The following is a 17,177-nucleotide window of genomic DNA, read 5'->3' as shown; positions in this document are numbered from 1 at the left end:
ACTCGCCCTCGCAGCTGTTGCCGCGCTCGTGGCGACGAATCTCTCCGGCGCCGCGAGCGCACAAACCAACGCCGCGCAACGGTTGATCGTCACCCTGCACGACGGCGCGCAAGTTCCCGCACTGCTGGCGCGCTTCGGCGGCCGCCGCGTCGGCCCGAACGGCCTGGCGGTCAACGCCGACCCGGCGGCGCTGCACGGCCTCGCCGGCATCGCGTCGGTCATGCCCGACGCGCCCGTGCGGGCGCAGGCCGTCCCCAACGATCCCTGCATCGACGCGTGCAACGGCGGCCAGAGCGAGTGGTACCTCGGTCCGGTCGGCGCCTCGAGCGCGTGGGACCGCTCCACCGGCAGCGGCGTGACCATCGCCATCCTCGACTCGGGCATCGACACATCGCATCCCGACCTGGCGCCGAAGGTCTCGGGCAGCTTTGACTTCACCGACGTTCACGACGGCAACGGCGACCACGGCACCGAAGTCGCAGGTGTCGCCGGCGCGGCGACGAACAACGGCGCTGGTATCGCGTCGGTGGGCTGGAACGTGAAGTTGTTGTCCGAGAAGGTCCTCGACGTCAACGGCGAAGGCTTCACCAGCTGGGTCATCAACGGCATCGACGACGCCGTCGCCCGCGGCGCCAAGGTGATCAACCTGTCGCTCGCCGGCACGACCTACGAACAGCCGCTCCAGGACGCCATCACCCGCGCCTACCAGCACGGCGTGCTGGTAGTCGCCGCCGCCGGCAACAACGACGACCAGGGCGGCACACCGACGTCGCCCAAGTACCCGGCCGCCATGGATCACGTGCTGTCGGTCGCCGCGAGTACCCAGCAGGACACCGTCGCCACGTTCTCGCGCCGTGGTCCCACCGTCGACATCGCGGCGCCCGGCAACAACTTGCTCACGACGCAGGTCGGCGGAGGATACGGACTCGCCAGCGGCACCTCGCTCGCCGCGCCACTCGTGTCGGCTGCGGCGGCGCTGGTCTTCGCGCAGAAACTCGGGCCCGAGGCAACGCCCGACGCCGTCACCGCGCAACTCGTGCGCAGCGGCGTACCCATCGCCAATCCGTCGGGCGGCACGATCCGTCGCCTGCAGATCGGCATCGGCACCCAGACGGTCGCGCCCTACGGGACGGGCTTCGGCGGGGGCAACACCGTTGCCGTCGGCGAACTCGACCCGAGCAGCGCCGGCCAGGAGATCGTGACGGCCGCGGGGCCCGGCGGTGGCCCGCACGTGCGGGTGTGGTCCGCGGCGATGACCCCGCTGCCCGTCGGCTTTTACGCGTACGGCGCCGAGTTCCACGGCGGCGTCGACGTCGCCGTCGGCGACGCGTTGCCCAACAGCGACGGCAACGAGATCGTGACCGGCGCCGGCCCCGGTGGGGGCCCCCACGTCCGCACGTTCCTCGCGAACGGGACGCCCGCACCCGGTCAGGCCGGCTCGGGCTTCTATGCCTACGGCCCGTACTTCACCGGCGGCGTCAGCGTCGCGGTGGGCGACGTGCGTCCCGACGTCCCCGGCGACGAGATCGTCACCGGCGCGTTGTCGCATGGCGGCCCGCACGTCCGGGTGTTCAGCGCCGACGGCACGCCGCTCGACAACGGTGGGTTCATGGCCTTCGACCCGGCGTTCACCGGTGGCGTGAGCGTGGCCGTGGGCGACTTCGACGGGGGCAACCCCGGGCTTGAGATCGCGGTGGCCGCCGGTCCCGGCGGCGGTCCGCACGTCCGGCTCTTCCGCGCCAACGGTTCGCCCCTCGGCGGCGGCTTCATGGCCTACGACCCGGCGTTCGGGGGCGGCGTGCGGGTGGGGGCGGTGCAGCTCGACGGCGGTCTCTCCGAGATCCTCACGGTGCCCCGCACCGGTGGCGGCCCCCATCTCCGGGCGTTCCGGGCCGACGGTTCGCCCGTCGGCGGCGGCGTGATGGCGTTCTCGACCAGCGTGACGACCGGCCTCAACGTCGCCGGCGGGGCCACGGAGGTCGTCGTCGCCACGCGCGGGAACCCGACGCTGACCCGTGCGCTCACCCTCAGCGCCGTCCAGTAACGCGTCGCGTCGCGGAATGTCCGCGCGCGCGTCGCGCGCCACGCGCGAAGATGGCGGCACGCCATGGAACTGAATCCGGTCAAGAAACTGAAGATCTTCTCCGGACGCTCGCATACCGCGCTGGCCGAAGAAATCGCCGACTGCCTCGGGGTGCCGCTGGGCAGCGCCAACCTCAAGACGTTCCCCAACGGCGAGATCAAGTGTCAGTTCACCGAGAACATTCGCGGGTCCGACGTCTTCATCATCCAGAGCCACTGCGGTGAGATCAACGCCTCGATCATGGAGAACATGATCCTGCTCGACGCCGCCAAGCGGGCCTCCGCCAAGCGCATCACCGCGGTGTTGCCGTACTACGGCTACGCCCGCCAGGACCGCAAGGCGGCGGGCCGCGAACCGATTACGGCCAAGCTCGTTGCCGACATGCTCACCGTCGCCGGTGCCGACCGCATCATGACGATCGACCTGCACTCGGGCCAGATCCAGGGCTTCTTCGACGGGCCCTTCGACCACCTGGTCGCCATGCCGGTGCTGCTCGACTACATCCGCAACAACGCGCCGGGCGACGTCGTCGTCTGCGCCCCCGACGCCGGCGGCGTGAAGCTGGCCGACCGCTACGCCCGCCACCTCGGCGCCGATCTGGTGTTCGTGCAGAAGCGGCGCGACACCAAGGGCGACGGCGCCGTCGAAGCCATCGACATGGTCGGCGAGGTCGACGGTCGCTGCTGCGTGCTCATCGACGACATGATCGACACCGCCGGCACCATCACCGCGGCGGCCGAACTGCTCTCCAAGCGCGGCGCCACCGAAGTATGGGTGGCCGCCACCCATCTGATCCTGTCCGACCCGGCGACCGAGCGGCTCAAGAACTCGTCGATCGCCCGGGTGGTGGGCACCAACACCATCCCGCTGCCGCCCGAACGCCAGCTGCCGATCATCGAACAGCTGTCGGTGGCGCCCCTGATCGCCGAGGTGATTTCGGCGGTTTTCGAAGATCAATCCGTCTCGGAGATCTTCGGTGGGGAGAATCAAAGCTAGCTCCGCTAAAATCTTCCGCCCTATGGCTGACACCCGTCTCGCACTTGCTGTTCGCACTGATCTTGGGTCGGCGCGTGCCGGCCGAATCCGCAAGGAAGGTCGCATCCCCGGCGTGCTGTACGGCACGGGTCACGATCCGGTCGCCGTCGACGTCGACGCCCGTGAGTTGCGCAACGCCCTGTCGGGCGACCACGGCCTGAACGCCGTGCTCGACCTCGACGTCGCCGGCGAGCATCACGCCGCGCTGGCCCGTGAGCTCCAGCGCCACCCGGTGCGCGGCACCCTTCAGCACGTCGACTTTCAGATCGTGCGCCTCGACCAGCCGATCACGGCCGACGTGCCGGTGGAGATGACGGGCGAAGCGCACGAGGTCGCGGTCCAGGGCGGCAGCGTCCAGCTCGAGATCATGGCTCTCACGATCTCGGCCATCCCGCGGAGCATCCCGGCGCTGATCGAAGTCGACATCACCGACCTCACCATCGGCAACGCCATCCGCTTGAGCGACCTCAAGCTGCCGGCGGGCGTCACCTGCGATCTCGATCCCGACACGGTGATCGTCGCCGCGCTGGCCGCGCAGGTCGAGGCGGGCGAGGAAGGCGCCGAGGCTGAAGCCGGCGCGGCCGAAGGCGGCGAGGCTGCGGCCGAGGGCGAGGGCGAGAGCGGCGAGGCCGAAGCGCCCGCCGAAGCTTCCGAAGGGGAGTAATCCGTGGCGGCCACCTGGTTGGTCGTCGGTCTCGGCAATCCCGGCAAGGACTACGAACGGACGCGCCACAACGCCGGCGCGGACGCCGTCGCGCTGCTGGCGCAGCGCCACCACGAGAAGCTCAAGCGCGACAACAAGCACCGCTCGCTCACCGCGTCGATCCGCATGGGCGAGGACCGCGTCGTGCTGGCGTTCCCGCAGACCTACATGAACGACAGCGGCATCGCGGTGCAGTCGCTCGCCGCGTACCACGACGTCGCCGTCGACCACGTCGTGATCGTGCACGACGAGCTCGACATCGAAGTCGGTCGCATCAAGCTGAAGGAAGGCGGGGGTCTGGCGGGCAACAACGGGCTGCGCTCGATCAAGGCGCACCTCAAGACCGACGCCTTCCTGCGGGTCCGCATCGGTATCGGCAAGCCGCCGGGCAAGGCCCACGGCGCCAATCACGTCCTCAACCGGCCGACGAAGAAGGAAGCCGAACTGCTCGGCGTCACCATCGAAGAAGCCGCCGACGCCGTCGAGACGATCATCACCCGGGGAATCGGCCCCGCGATGAACGTCTATAACACCAAGAGTGAGTAACTCAGTGGGCGTTGCGCCGTTGGCGCAGCTCCCACCGCTCTTGCGCGCCGAGCCGGCCTTTGCGTCGTTGCTCGGGACGGGCGCGGCGCACGTCGCCGTGCCCGAAGCGGCGCGCCCGCTGTTCGTCGCGGCGGTGGCGTCGCTGTCGGAACGTCACCCAATCCTGGTGGCGACGCCCACGGCCAACGACGCCGCCCACATCGCGCATGACCTGCGCGCCTTCCTGGGCGACGAGAACGTCGACACCTTCCCCGCGTGGGAGACGCTGCCGTTCGAGCGCGTCAGCCCCAACGTCGAGACGATGGGCCGGCGGCTGCGCACCATGTGGCATCTGCGCGCCCCCGAACGTGCGCCCCGCGCCGTGGTGGCACCCGTGCGCGCCCTGGTGCAGCGCCTCGGCCCCCACGTCGAAGACGTGGACCCCGTCATCTTGACCAAGGGCGACACCGTCGACCGCGACGAACTCGTCGAGCAGCTCGTCGCCCTCGGCTACCGCCGCGAGTACCAGGTGGAGCACCGCGGCGAGTTGGCGGTGCGCGGCTCGATCGTCGACGTGTTCCCCTCGACCATGGACACGCCGGTGCGCGTCGACCTGTGGGGCGACGAGATCGACCGCCTGACGAGCTTCGCCGTGTCGGACCAGCGGTCGGTCAGCGATCTCGAGTGCGTCGAGGTGTTCGGTTGCCGCGAGGTGCTGCCGACCGAAGACGTGCGGGCGCAGGCCGCGGCGTTGATGACGAGCGCGCCGTGGGCCGTCGACCAGTGGGAGCGGTTGGCTGACGGCCACACCTTCGACGGCATGGAGTCGTGGCTGCCGTGGCTCACCACGAGCGAGCACGTGATCGCCGACCTGCTGCCGGCTGACGCGCTGGTGCTCCTGTTCGACCCGCGACGCATGCGCGACCGCGCCGCCGACCTCCTCGCCGAGGAGGCGAGCCTGGCCGAATCGCTGGCGCGCACGTGGAACGTCCCGGAAGGCGAGGCCTTCCCCGCGTTGCACGTGGACTTCGAACGGCTCCTGGCGCACACCAAGGCGCCGGTATGGTCGATCACGACCGCGGCCGACAATCCCGATACGCCCCACGTCGAGGCCAACGTGTGGGACCCGGTGGTCGGCGACCCGGCGCGGCTGGTCGAGCGCCTCAAGCAGTTGACCAAGGACGGGTTCCGCATCGTCGTGGCCGCCGACGGCGAGGGCTCGGCGACGCGTATCGCGGCGAACCTGCGCGACGAAGGCTTTGTGGCCCCCGAAGTGGTGATCACCTCGCTTGACCGTGGCGTGATCCTGCCGGCCTCCAAGCTGGCGCTGCTGGCCGAGCCCGACATCACCGGCCGCCGGCGCGCCCACCGCACGGCCCGTGCTCGCCCAACGCGCGCCACCACCGGCTTCTTCGACGACATGGCGCCGGGCAGCTTCGTCGTGCACCACCACCACGGCGTGGCCCGCTACGCCGGCATGGTCACGCGCACCATCGGCGGCGTCGAGCGCGACTACCTGCTGCTCGAATACCGCGGCGACGACAAGCTCTACGTCCCGTCGGACCAGATCGACACGCTGCGGCCGTACTCGGGCGGCGAGACCCCGACGCTGTCGCGTATGGGCGGCTCGGACTTCGCCAAGACCAAGGCGCGGGTCAAAGCGGCGGTGCGCGAGATCGCCCAGGAACTCGTCGTGCTGTACCAGCGCCGCATTACCTCGGCGGGCCACGCATTCCCGGAGGACTCGACGTGGCAGCGCGAGTTCGAGGAAGGGTTCGGCTACATCGAGACGCCGGATCAGCTGACCGCCATCGAAGCGGTCAAGGCCGACATGGAGTCGGACAAGCCGATGGACCGCCTGCTGTGCGGCGACGTCGGCTTCGGCAAGACCGAGGTGGCGTTACGCGCCGCCTTCAAAGCGGTGCAGGACGGCAAGCAGGTGGCCGTGCTGGTGCCCACGACGCTGCTGGCTCAGCAGCACGGCCAGACCTTCACGCAGCGCCTCGCCGGCTACCCGGTGCGGGTCGAGACGCTGTCGCGCTTCTTGACCCCGGGTCAGGCGAAGAAGGTGGCCGACGGCGTGCGCGACGGCGACGTCGACATCGTGATCGGCACGCACCGGCTGCTCAGCGGCGACATCGCATTCAAGAACCTCGGCCTGCTCATCGTCGACGAGGAGCAGCGCTTCGGCGTGCAGCACAAGGAAGCGATCAAGAAGCTCAAGTACGACGTCGACGTGCTGACCCTGTCGGCCACGCCGATCCCGCGCACGCTCGAGATGAGCCTCACCGGCATCCGCGACCTGTCGATCCTGCTGACGCCGCCCGCCGATCGGCAGCCGATCCTCACCTACGTCGGCGAGTACGACGAGCGGGCCGTGTCCGAAGCGATCCGGCGCGAGTTGCTGCGTGAGGGCCAGGTCTTCTACGTGCACAACCGCGTCGCCGACATCGAAGCCAAGGCGCGCGACCTGCGCCAGCTCGTGCCCGAGGCCCGCGTCGCCATCGCCCACGGGCAGATGGACGAAGGCTCGCTGGAAAAGGTCGTCATCGACTTCGTCAACGGTGAGTTCGACGTGCTTGTGTGTACGACGATCATCGAGTCGGGCATCGACATGCCCCAGGTGAACACGCTGGTGGTCGACCGCGCCGACATGCTCGGCCTCGGCCAGCTGCACCAGATCCGCGGCCGCGTCGGGCGCAGCGGGCTGCGGGCCTACGCCTACCTGTTCTTCCCCGCCGATCGCGCGCTGAGCGAGACGGCCTACGAACGGCTGCGCACCATTGGCGAGCACACCGAATTGGGTTCGGGCTTCAAGATCGCCATGCGCGACCTCGAGATCCGCGGCGTGGGCAACCTGCTGGGCGAGAACCAGTCAGGCCACATCGCGGCCGTCGGTTACGACCTCTACATGCAGATGGTCACGGAGGCAGTTGCCGAACTGAAGGGCGAGGAGATCCGCGAGCCCGCCGAGATCAAGCTCGACCTCGACGCCAACGCCCACCTGCCGCGTGACTACGTCGCCCGCGAAGACCTGCGGCTCGAGGCCTACCGCCGCCTCGCCGAGGTCAAGACGCCGGGCGACGTCGACGACATCGCGACGGAATGGAACGACCGCTACGGCCCGCCGCCCAAGCCGGCCGAAGCGCTGCTGGCCATCGGACGCCTCCGCGGCGCGTGCGCGCGGCGCGGCATCCGCGAGCTGACCGTCGCCAAGAGCGTCGCCCGCATCAGCCCGGTCGACCTGCCGGCGAGCAAGCAGGTGCGGCTCCAGCGGCTGTACCCCAAGGCGGTGCACAAGGCCGACCTGCGCCAGCTCGTCGTGCCGGTGCCGCCCAAGACGGACTCGACCCAGTTCCTGCTCGACCTGCTCGACGAGTTGATTCCTCTCACCGAGGGGGCTTCGGTAGGCTCGGCGGCACCGTGAGAAAACCTCTTCGTCTGTTCGCCGCGTGCAGCGCCGTCCTGGTCGCATCGACGGGCGCCGCTGCCTGCAAGTCCGCCGAGCCCTACGCCGCCAAGGTCAACGGGATCATCGTGTCCAAGGACGGCCTGGACAACGAGATCAACGCCATCCAGGGCAACAAGACGTACGTACAAGCGATCGAGCAGAGCAGCCAGGGCCAGTTGCAGGTCAGCGGGACGGGCGACAGCACCGTGAGCCAGTCCTTCGTCGCCCGCATCCTCACCCGGCGCATCTATTTCGAGATCGTCCATCAGGAATTCAACCGCCGTCACCTCCACGTCTCGTCGCACGACGAGGACCTGGCGCGCCAGGAAGTCGTGTCGTCAGTGGGCGACGCCGCCACCTTCGCCAAGTTCCCCAAGAGCTACCAGAACGAACTCGTGCACACGAACGCCGAGGTGCTCGTGCTCCAGAACAACATGGCCAACACGAGCGACAAGAACCTGCGGGCGTACTACGCGTCGCATCTCGACACGTTCGAGAACGTGTGCGCCCACCACATTCTCGTCGACACCAAAGCGCAGGCCGACGCTATCGAGAAGCAGATCGCCTCGGCCAAGGACAAGAACGCCACCTTCGAGCAGCTGGCCAAGTCGAAGTCGAAGGACACCGGCTCGGCCGCCAACAACGGCGACCTCGGCTGCGCCGCGCCGTCGAACTACGTGCCTGAGTTCAAAAACGCGGTGCGCACGCAGAGGATCGGCGTCATCGGTCAGCCGGTCAAGAGCCAGTTCGGCTACCACATCATCCGCGTCGACAGCCGGGATCCGGCCAAGCCCTTCGACGAGGTGAAGGATCAGGTCAAGGCGGCCATCACCGACAGCCAGCAGGGCCCGTTCAACGAGTTCCTCAGCACCGCGTCCAAGACGGCGAGGGTCGAAGTGAACCCGCGCTACGGCACCTACGACAAGACGGGCACCGCCGGCCAGGTCGTGCCGCCGAAGACGCCCGACGCCGCCAGCTCGAACGGCTAACCCCGTGCGCGTCGACGTGTGGGGCCTCGGGCCCGCCGACGCCGCGCTGATCCCGTCTGGTCTGCTCGACGCCGTCGCGGCACGGCCCACGATCGTGCGCACGCGGCGTCACCCGGCGGCCGACGTGCTGCCCGACGACGTCGTGTACTGCGACGACCTGTACGAGAGTGCGGAGGCAATCGACGACGTTTACGCCGCCATCGTGGCGCGCGTCGTCGACGCCGCGCTCGGCGAGGGAGAAGCGCTGTACGTCGTGCCCGGTTCGCCGCTGATCGCCGAGCGGACGGTGGAACTGTTGCGGGCGCGTGCCGACGTCGACGTCGTCATCCACCCGGCGCTGTCGTTCCTCGACCTGGCGTGGGAGCGCCTCGGTGTCGACCCGCTGGCCGACGAGGTGCGCCTGATCAACGGGCACGACTTTCGCGTCGGCGCCGGCGGCCCGACGCTGATCGCGCAGTGCGACTCGCTCCACGTGCTGTCCGACATCAAGGTGTCGCTCGACGAGGGGCCCGACGTCGTCGTGCTCCAGCGCCTCGGCTTGCCCGACGAGTCGGTGCGTACGGTGGCGTGGGACGACCTCGACCGCGTCGTCGTGCCCGACCACCTCACGTCGCTGTGGGCGGTGCTGCCCGCCGACGAACTCGCGCTGTTCGCCGACCTCGTGCGGGTGTTGCGCGAGCGCTGCCCATGGGACGCCGAGCAGACGCACGAGTCGCTGACCCGCTTCATGCTCGAGGAGGCGTACGAAGCCGTCGAGGCGATCGCGTCCGGTGACGTCGACGCTATCGAAGGCGAACTGGGCGACGTGCTGTTCCAAGTCGTACTGCACGCGGCGATAGCTGAGGAGGCGGGCGACTTCACCCTCGCCGACGTGGCTCGCGGGATCCGCGAGAAGTTGATCCGTCGCCACCGGCACGTGTTCGGCGACGTCGTCGCGACCACGCCCGAAGAAGTCGAAGTGATGTGGGCTCAGGTGAAGGCCGAGGAACGCGGCGACGCCGGCGGCGATCCGTTCGCTGGCGTCGACGGCGCGCAGCCGGCGCTGACGCACGCGGCGCAGATCGGCCGGCGCGCCGTCGCCGCCGACTTCGACTGGCCCGACGTCGAGGGACCGCTCGAGAAACTCGCCGAGGAGATCGCCGAGATCCGCGACGCGCTGGCGGCGAGTGGGCCCGGATCGCCCGAGGTCACCGACGAGATCGGCGACCTGTTGTTCTGCGCGGTGCACGTCGCCCGTCACGCCGGCGTACCCGATCCTGAATCCGCACTACGCGCCGCGTCGGCAAAATTCCTCCGCCGCTACGCCGCTATGAAAGCCATCGCCGACGATCGCGGCGTGCCGACCTCCGAAGACCTCTGGCAAGAAGCCAAACGCCGCGACGCCTAGCCGGCGGGGAGCACGCCCAGGTTTGGTGTCGCCAATTGGCCGCCATTTGCTGTCATCGTCTCGGTATGGCCGCCAAAAAGTGGCGGCGAACTCACAAGTCCTTCGCCATTTCGATGCAGATGGCGCGGTAAAGGCACGCGGCGCCGTCGAGCGTCTCGGCCTCCCACTCGTCGATCGACTCGCCGATCGGGACGAAGCCGAGATGCTCGTACAGGCTGCGAGCGCGATCGTTCTCGACTTCCACACCGAGACGGAGCCGGCTCAGGCCGCGCGCCTGTGCGCGCGTCTCCGCGTGTTCGAACAGCCGCGTCGCGAGACCGAGACCTTCGAATTCGAATCGAGTGGCGACTTGCCAGATCGTCGCCGCGCCCCGCTCTTTGGTGTAGTCGACGCCGGCCTTGGCGATGCTCGTGCCATCGGCGCGCAGCACGAAGTACTCGACATCGCCGGAGGGCATCCGTGCCAATTGTTCGGCCACGTTTCGCAGGCGAGTGGGACTCCCGGACCACCCGATGTCGTCGAGATCCTCGACGCGCAACTCGTCGATCGTGATCGTGGCCGTCCCGTCGGCGATGCGCCCTCGCAGACCTTCGACGTCCTCCACCGCCCCAGTTTCGCGCTGTCGCGGAATGCTTGGACCTCGTTAGTAACCTTGGCGCACCATGTCGGCGATCGAGCACGTCAACGGGCGCGAAGTCTTGGACTCGCGCGGCAATCCCACCGTCGAAGTCGAGGTCTTCCTCGACTCGGGCGCCAACGGTCGCGCCATCGTGCCGTCGGGCGCGTCGACCGGCGCCCACGAGGCGGTCGAACGTCGCGACGGGGGAGCGCGCTACGGCGGCAAGGGTGTGCTCGGCGCCGTCGACTCGGTGAAGACCGAGATCCGCGACGCAATCGTCGGGATGGAGTCGCTCGACCAGCGCGGCGTCGACCGCGCCCTGCTCGACCTCGACGGCACCGACAACCTCGGCCGCATCGGCGCCAACGCCGCGCTCGGCGTGTCGCTGGCCGTCGCCAAGGCGAGCGCCATGGAACTCGAACTGCCGCTGTACCGCTACGTGGGCGGCACCAACGCCCACGTGCTGCCGGTGCCGATGATGAACGTGCTCAACGGTGGGGCCCACGCCGACAACAGCGTTGACCTCCAGGAGTTCATGATCGCCCCCGTCGGCGCGGCGAGCTTCGCCGAAGCGCTGCAGTGGGGCGCCGAGACGTATCACGCGCTGAAGGCGATTCTGCACAGCCGGGGCCTGTCGACGGCTGTCGGCGACGAAGGCGGCTTCGCCCCCGACCTGGCGTCGAACGAAGACGCGCTCAAGCTGCTCGTCGAGGCGATCGAACAGGCGGGTCGCACGCCCGGCGACGACATCGCCATCACGCTCGACCCCGCCACCACCGAGCTGTACGCGGAGGGCACCTACACGTTCGCGTCGGAGAACCGCACGCTCACGAGCGACGACCTCGCCAACTACTTCGTCGGCCTGTGCGACAAGTACCCGATCATCTCGATCGAGGACGGCATGGCCGAGGACGACTGGTCGGGCTGGGCCACGCTCACCAAGGCGCTGGGCTCGCGCATCCAGCTCGTGGGCGACGACCTGTTCGTCACCAACCCGCGCCGCCTGCAGCAGGGCATTACCGAGGGAGTCGCCAACGCCATCCTCGTGAAGGTCAACCAAATCGGCACGCTGACCGAGACGCTCGACGCCGTCGGCCTCGCGACGAGCAACGCCTACGCATCGGTCATGAGCCACCGCTCGGGCGAGACCGAAGACACCACGATCGCCGACCTCGCCGTGGCCACCAACTGCGGCCAGATCAAGACGGGCGCACCGGCGCGATCGGACCGCGTCGCCAAGTACAACCAGTTGCTGCGTATCGAAGACGACCTGGGCGACGCGGCGCGGTACCTCGGCCGCGCCGCGTTCCGGGGTGGCGCCTCGGCGTGAGAACCCGTCTCGCGATCGCGTTCGTCGGCAGCACCCTCGTCGTCGCCTTCCTGGCGGTGGCGGTGTTCCCGACGCGCCTGTGGCTTGGGCAGCGCAAGGACATCGCGAACGCCCAGCACCAGGTGCGCGTGCTCGACCAGACCAACGCCGCGCTCAAGAAACGTGTCAACGAACTCGACAGCGACGCCGCCATCGAGCGCCTCGCCCGCGAGCAGCACAACCTGGTGAAACCGGGTGAGGATGCCTACGCCGTGCTGCCGCCGGCGGGCGACGCGCCGAAGGCGCCCCGGCCGGCGCTCGCACCCGCCACCCACGACACGAAGCGCAGTTTCCTGGTGCGCCTGCGGGACCGCCTGTCGTTCTGGGACTGATGAATGTTCATCACCCGCGCCGGCGCTGACTGAGGCAGACTGAGCGCTGGGATGAGCGACGAACCGAATCTCCCGGCGCAGCGCAAGCCGTCGCGGCCGCTCCCGGCGGTCAGCGACGATCAGCGCGAGAAGGTCATCGACGAACTGCGCAAGCACTGCGGCGCGGGCGCGCTGACCCTCGACGACTTCGCCAAGCGCGCCGGCGACGTGTGGGCGGCGTCGACGTCGATGGAGCTCGACGCCATCGTCGCCGACCTGCCGGACCTGGCGTCGCCGACGACGGAGCCGCAGATCGTCGGCCAGGCCACACGGCGCAAGATCCGTCGCTGGATGCCGGCGATCATGAGTGGCTCGCACAAGGAGGGCCGCTGGCGCGTCGGTGATCAGCTGAACGCCATCGCCATCATGGGTGGCGTCGACATCGACCTGCGCGAAGCCGAATTCGACTCGCCCGAGCTGCACATCACCGCGGTGGCGATCATGGGCGGTATCAGCATCATCGTGCCCGAGGGCATCGACGTCGACCTCGGCGGCCTCGCCATCATGGGTGGAAAGGACGCCCGCCTCGCGCCCGTGCCCCTCATTCCGGGCGCGCCGCGCGTGCGCGTCACCGCCTTCTGCCTGATGGGCGGCGTCGACGTGAAGTCGAAGAAGCCCGCGGCAGTGTTGCGCGCCGCCCGCGCCGCCAAACGGGCACTGGAAAAGGAACGCCGCGATCAGCGCCGTCTCGAGTCACGCGAGCGCCAACTCGACCGCGAGCGCCGACGTCTCGATCGCAGCCGAGAGGCGCGCAGCGTCGGCCAACAGGTGCGCCGCGAAGTACACGACATCATCCGTACGACGATCCAGGACAGCATGGAGTCCATGGGGACGCCACCGGGCCGTCCGGCGCGCCCAACCCGGCCGGCGCGACCCGATCGCTTCGTCACGAACGAGGACGACGCCGGCGCGGTGCGGCGCCGCCTCAAGCGCAACGGGCGCCCCGAAGGCACCGTCACGATCGTGTTCACCGACATCGAAAGCTCGACCGAGATGATCGAGCGCTTGGGTGACGGCGACGCCTCGGTACTGGTGAAGGAGCACAACGACATCGTGCGCGCCCAAGTGGCGGAGTGCGGCGGCTACGAGGTCAAGTTCCGCGGCGACGGGTTCATGCTCGCCTTCACTTCTGCCGCAAAGGGCGTGCGCTGCGCGTTGGCGATCCAAGAGGCGATGAAGGACTTCTCGGAGCGCCACCCCGAAGCGCCCTTCAGCATCAACATCGGGATCAACTCGGGGGAAGCCGTGCCTGACGGCGACGACTTCCTCGGCACCGCGGTCAACATCGCCGCGCGGCTCGCCGACACCGCCAGCGGCGGAGAGGTGCTCGTGACCTCCGTCGTGCGCGACCTCGTGGCGTCGTCGGGCGAGTTCAAGTTCTTGCCCGAGCAGCAACTCGCCTTGAAGGGGATCAGCGAGCCGCAGCGCGTGTGCCAAGTCGCGTGGTGACCGCCGACCGCCACGACGACACCGTGGCCGAGTTGCTCGGCCGCGAACCGGCGGGTGACTACGAAGTGGTGGTGCGCGACGCGGCCGGCGCCCCCGTCGTCATCCGCAACGCACCGCTGCTGTACGACGGAACGCCGATGCCCACGCTGTACTGGTTGGTCGGCGCTGCCGAGTCCCGCAAGGTGAGCCAGCTCGAAAGCCGCGGCGGGGTGCGCCAAGCCGAGGCCGAAGTCGACATCGGCGCACTCGAGCGCGCGCACGCCGCCTACGCCCGCGAACGCGACGCGCTCATCGACCCCGCGTACACGGGGCCGCGGCCATCAGGCGGCGTCGGCGGGACGCGTAAAGGCGTGAAGTGCTTGCACGCGCACTACGCCTACTACCTCGTGTGCGGTGAGGATCCTGTCGGCGCGTGGATCGAAGCGCACCTGTGAGCGTGGTCGCCGCCATCGACTGCGGCACGAACTCGACGCGCCTGCTGGTGACCGACGGCACCCGCACGCTGGCACGCCTGATGCGCATAACGCGGCTCGGCCAGGGCGTCGACCGCTCCCGCACGCTGGCGCCCGAGGCGATCGGCCGGACCGTCGACGTGCTGGCGGAATTCCGCGGCGTGATGGACCAGCACGGCGTCGACAAGGTCCGCATCGCCGCGACTTCGGCGGCGCGCGACGCCACCAACCGCGACGAGTTCTTCGATGCCGCGGCGCGCGTCGTCGGGACGCGCCCCGAACTTTTGAGCGGCGACGACGAGGCGCGCACCAGTTTCGGCGGCGCCACCGCCGACCTCGATCCACGCGAGGGACCATTTCTCGTGCTCGACATCGGCGGCGGTTCGACCGAGTTGATCCTCGGTACCACCGCGCCCGAGGCATTCCGTTCACTCGACATCGGCTCGGTCCGGTTGACCGAGCAGTACCTCCATGGCGACCCGCCGGCGCCGGAGGAGTTGTCCAACGCCGTCGGCGACGTGCGCGATCAACTCGAGGACCTGCGCATGCAGCTGCCGACCCTCGACGCCGGGCGCACCCTCGTCGGCCTCGCCGGCACGATCACGACCGTCGCCGCCGTCGAGCAGGGCCTCAAGGAATACGACCGCGATCGCATCCACCACTTCGTGCTGACGAAGGCGGCGGCCGAAGACGTCTTCCGTACGCTCGCCACCGAGACGGTCGCCGACCGCAAGTTCAATCCGGGTCTCGACCCCGGCCGCGCCGACGTCATCGTGGGCGGCTGCATCATCCTCGTGTGCGTCATGCGCGTGTTCGGCTTCAAGGAGTGCCTCGTCAGCGACGCCGACATCCTCGACGGCCTCGCCGCCTCCCTGCTGTAGGACCTGCCTACAGGCCCAGGGTGGCGCCGCCGTCGACGAGGACGGCTTGGCCGGTGATGAAGCGAGCGGAGGTCGAGCACAGGAAGGCGACGACGCGGCCGAAGTCCTCGGGGTCGCCGATGTTGTCGGGCGCGTTGTCGCCGTAGAGCTGGCGCACGCGGTCGGTGTCGTGCAGGCCGGGGCAGGCGAGGTTGATCGTGATGTTGCGCGTCGACGGGTCAGCGGCGAGGTCGGTCGCGGCGGTCTTGCACCAGGCGTACAGCCCGGTGCGCGCCGTGTTCGACAGCGACAGCCCACTGATGGGCTGTTTCACCGAGATCGACGTGATGCACACGATGCGCCCGAAGCCGTTCGCCGTCATCGGCGGCACGCAGGCGCGCACGAGACGCGCCGACGCGATCAGGTTGTGCTCGACGGCGGCGCGGATCATGTCGTCGTCGACGTCGAGCGCCTTGCCCGGCGGGGGACCGCCGGCGTTGGCGACCGCGATGTCCACGCGGCCGAACGCGTCCAGGCAACGGGACACCAACATGGCCGGGGTGGCGGCGGCGGTGGCGTCGGCGGCAACTTCGTGCACGTCGACGCCGTGCTCGCGGCACTCGGCCGCCGTGCGCGCCAACGCGTTCGCGTCGCGGGCGTTGAGGACGAGGTGGCAGCCAGCGGCCGCGAGCGCGAGCGCGCTACCGCGGCCCAGACCGCGCGACGCCGCGGTGACGATGGCGGCGCGATCGGCGAGACCCAGTTCCATCGGCCCAAGTTAGGCCGATGGAACTGGTCACCAGGGAGAGCAGTTACTTGGGAAGTCGGGTCCCTCCCGGGCGAGGAGTCGTGTCACCCAGCACGGCACGCCGCCGCCGCCGGGCTGGCCGAAGCGCCGGCGGCGACGAGCGCTGTCACAGCGACGATGACCAGCCGCCGCGAATTTGTACCGATGACCACGCCCATTCTTCGGCACCGCGGGCCACAGCAGGATCAACCAACTCCCAACTTTTTGGGAACTTAAGGTGCGGGCATGGATCTGCTGGTGGACGGTGTGGATTTCGGCGAGGGCCCGCGCTGGCACGACGGCGAGCTGTGGTATTCCGACTTCTACCAACGGACGATTTACGCGGTCACGCCCGAGGGCACGCGCCGCGCCGTCCACGCCGGCCTGCCCGACCGCCCGTCGGGCCTGGGCTGGATGCCCGACGGTTCGCTGCTGGTCGTCGCCATGACCCAGCGACAGGTGTGGCGCGTCGTCGACGGCGAGTTCACCGAGCACGCCGACCTCTCGGGCATCGCCACCGCCTACTGCAACGACATGGTGGTGGCGGCCGACGGCACCGCGTACGTCGGCAACTTCGGTTTCGACCTCGAAGGCGGCGGCCGACCGGCCCACGCCGCGCTGGCACGCGTGGCCCCGGACGGCACGGTGGCGGTCGCGGCCGATGAGCTGCGCTTTCCCAACGGATCGGTGATCACGCCGGACGGTTCGACGCTGATCGTGGGCGAGACGATGGGGGCGCGCTACACCGCGTTCAGCATCGCCGACGACGGATCCCTCACCGATCGCCGCGTGTGGGCTGAGACGCCGAACATGTTCCCCGACGGCTGTTGCCTCGACGCCGCAGGCGCAATCTGGTTCGCCGACGCCCTCGGGTCGCGACTGGTGCGGGTGAAGGAGGGCGGCGAGATCAGCGACGAGATCGTGACGCCCATGCCCACGTTCGCCTGCATGCTCGGCGGCACCGACGCTACGACGCTGTACGCACTGTGTGCGCCCGGTTCGATGCCCGAGCAGGTTGACGGAAAAGCCGCGGGTGCCATCTTCTGCACCGAGGTCAAAGTGCCCCGGGCTGGGTTGCCCTAAGTCCTGCTGCGCCT

At 69.3% G+C, this 17,177-nt stretch carries 15 protein-coding genes; 13 read left to right on the top strand and 2 right to left on the bottom strand.

The window, feature by feature from the left end; translation table 11 throughout:
* Positions 1–28 precede the first annotated feature (28 nt).
* The 7 genes from VHC63_07020 to mazG all read left to right on the top strand — a co-directional run bounded on the left by VHC63_07020 (position 29) and on the right by mazG (position 10,173).
* On the top strand, positions 29–2,044 hold the full coding sequence (locus VHC63_07020; protein ID HVV36340.1) for a S8 family serine peptidase: 2,016 nt from the start codon (positions 29–31) through the stop codon (positions 2,042–2,044).
* A 63-nt stretch (positions 2,045–2,107) separates the two neighbouring features.
* Positions 2,108–3,079: a ribose-phosphate diphosphokinase gene (locus VHC63_07015; GenBank protein HVV36339.1), complete on the top strand. Its 972-nt coding sequence runs from the start codon at positions 2,108–2,110 to the stop codon at positions 3,077–3,079.
* Positions 3,080–3,101: 22 nt separating this feature from the next.
* Positions 3,102–3,782: a 50S ribosomal protein L25 gene (locus VHC63_07010; GenBank protein ID HVV36338.1), complete on the top strand. Its 681-nt coding sequence runs from the start codon at positions 3,102–3,104 to the stop codon at positions 3,780–3,782.
* Between the two features lie 3 nt (positions 3,783–3,785).
* The gene (gene pth / locus VHC63_07005; protein HVV36337.1) at positions 3,786–4,367 is read left to right on the top strand and encodes an aminoacyl-tRNA hydrolase; all 582 of its coding nucleotides are present in this window, start codon (positions 3,786–3,788) and stop codon (positions 4,365–4,367) included.
* Positions 4,360–7,773, top strand: a complete 3,414-nt coding sequence (gene mfd / locus VHC63_07000; protein HVV36336.1) for a transcription-repair coupling factor — start codon at positions 4,360–4,362, stop codon at positions 7,771–7,773. The genes pth and mfd overlap by 8 nt, the downstream gene beginning before the upstream one ends.
* On the top strand, positions 7,770–8,786 hold the full coding sequence (locus tag VHC63_06995; protein HVV36335.1) for a peptidylprolyl isomerase: 1,017 nt from the start codon (positions 7,770–7,772) through the stop codon (positions 8,784–8,786). The genes mfd and VHC63_06995 overlap by 4 nt, the downstream gene beginning before the upstream one ends.
* A gap of 4 nt (positions 8,787–8,790) precedes the next feature.
* The gene (gene mazG / locus VHC63_06990; GenBank protein ID HVV36334.1) at positions 8,791–10,173 is read left to right on the top strand and encodes a nucleoside triphosphate pyrophosphohydrolase; all 1,383 of its coding nucleotides are present in this window, start codon (positions 8,791–8,793) and stop codon (positions 10,171–10,173) included.
* Positions 10,174–10,264: 91 nt separating this feature from the next.
* On the opposite strand, the gene VHC63_06985 is transcribed toward mazG, so the two are convergent.
* Entirely contained in the window at positions 10,265–10,777 is a 513-nt protein-coding gene (locus VHC63_06985; protein HVV36333.1) for a GNAT family N-acetyltransferase, read from the bottom strand.
* A gap of 58 nt (positions 10,778–10,835) precedes the next feature.
* Here VHC63_06985 and eno point away from each other — a divergent pair, with 58 nt between their 5' ends.
* From eno to VHC63_06960, 5 genes are read left to right on the top strand one after another with little or no spacing between them, the layout of a single operon-like run.
* Entirely contained in the window at positions 10,836–12,122 is a 1,287-nt protein-coding gene (eno, locus tag VHC63_06980; protein HVV36332.1) for a phosphopyruvate hydratase, read from the top strand.
* Positions 12,119–12,493: a septum formation initiator family protein gene (locus VHC63_06975; protein HVV36331.1), complete on the top strand. Its 375-nt coding sequence runs from the start codon at positions 12,119–12,121 to the stop codon at positions 12,491–12,493. Before eno ends, VHC63_06975 begins: the two co-directional genes overlap by 4 nt.
* Before the next feature lie 51 nt (positions 12,494–12,544).
* Positions 12,545–13,981, top strand: coding sequence for an adenylate/guanylate cyclase domain-containing protein (locus tag VHC63_06970; protein HVV36330.1), 1,437 nt, complete (start codon positions 12,545–12,547; stop codon positions 13,979–13,981).
* Positions 13,963–14,415 (top strand): DUF501 domain-containing protein, encoded by a 453-nt coding sequence (locus VHC63_06965; GenBank protein ID HVV36329.1) that lies wholly within the window; start codon positions 13,963–13,965, stop codon positions 14,413–14,415. The genes VHC63_06970 and VHC63_06965 overlap by 19 nt, the downstream gene beginning before the upstream one ends.
* Positions 14,412–15,314: a Ppx/GppA phosphatase family protein gene (locus VHC63_06960; protein ID HVV36328.1), complete on the top strand. Its 903-nt coding sequence runs from the start codon at positions 14,412–14,414 to the stop codon at positions 15,312–15,314. The genes VHC63_06965 and VHC63_06960 overlap by 4 nt, the downstream gene beginning before the upstream one ends.
* Positions 15,315–15,321: 7 nt before the next feature.
* On the opposite strand, the gene VHC63_06955 is transcribed toward VHC63_06960, so the two are convergent.
* Positions 15,322–16,062 carry an SDR family oxidoreductase gene (locus tag VHC63_06955; protein ID HVV36327.1) on the bottom strand — a complete coding sequence of 247 codons (741 nt, stop codon included), beginning with the start codon at positions 16,060–16,062 and terminating at the stop codon, positions 15,322–15,324.
* 264 nt (positions 16,063–16,326) lie between these two features.
* Between VHC63_06955 and VHC63_06950 the strand changes: the two genes are divergently transcribed.
* Entirely contained in the window at positions 16,327–17,163 is an 837-nt protein-coding gene (locus tag VHC63_06950; GenBank protein HVV36326.1) for an SMP-30/gluconolactonase/LRE family protein, read from the top strand.
* Positions 17,164–17,177: the final 14 nt, after the last annotated feature.

The organism is Acidimicrobiales bacterium, from assembly GCA_035546775.1.
Classification (GTDB): Bacteria; Actinomycetota; Acidimicrobiia; order Acidimicrobiales; family JACCXE01; genus JACCXE01.
Note: the sequence above shows the minus strand (reverse complement) of the source record. Positions and strands in the feature narration are given on the sequence as shown.

Bases quoted from the DNA above. Each gene is read 5' to 3' on its own strand.
- VHC63_07015 (HVV36339.1), top strand. From the start codon at position 2,108: ATGGAACTGAATCCGGTCAAGAAACTGAAGATCTTCTCCGGACGCTCG.
- VHC63_07010 (HVV36338.1), top strand. From the start codon at position 3,102: ATGGCTGACACCCGTCTCGCACTTGCTGTTCGCACTGATCTTGGGTCG.
- eno (HVV36332.1), top strand. From the start codon at position 10,836: ATGTCGGCGATCGAGCACGTCAACGGGCGCGAAGTCTTGGACTCGCGC.
- VHC63_06970 (HVV36330.1), top strand. From the start codon at position 12,545: ATGAGCGACGAACCGAATCTCCCGGCGCAGCGCAAGCCGTCGCGGCCG.
- VHC63_06955 (HVV36327.1), bottom strand. From the start codon at position 16,062: ATGGAACTGGGTCTCGCCGATCGCGCCGCCATCGTCACCGCGGCGTCG.
- VHC63_06950 (HVV36326.1), top strand. From the start codon at position 16,327: ATGGATCTGCTGGTGGACGGTGTGGATTTCGGCGAGGGCCCGCGCTGG.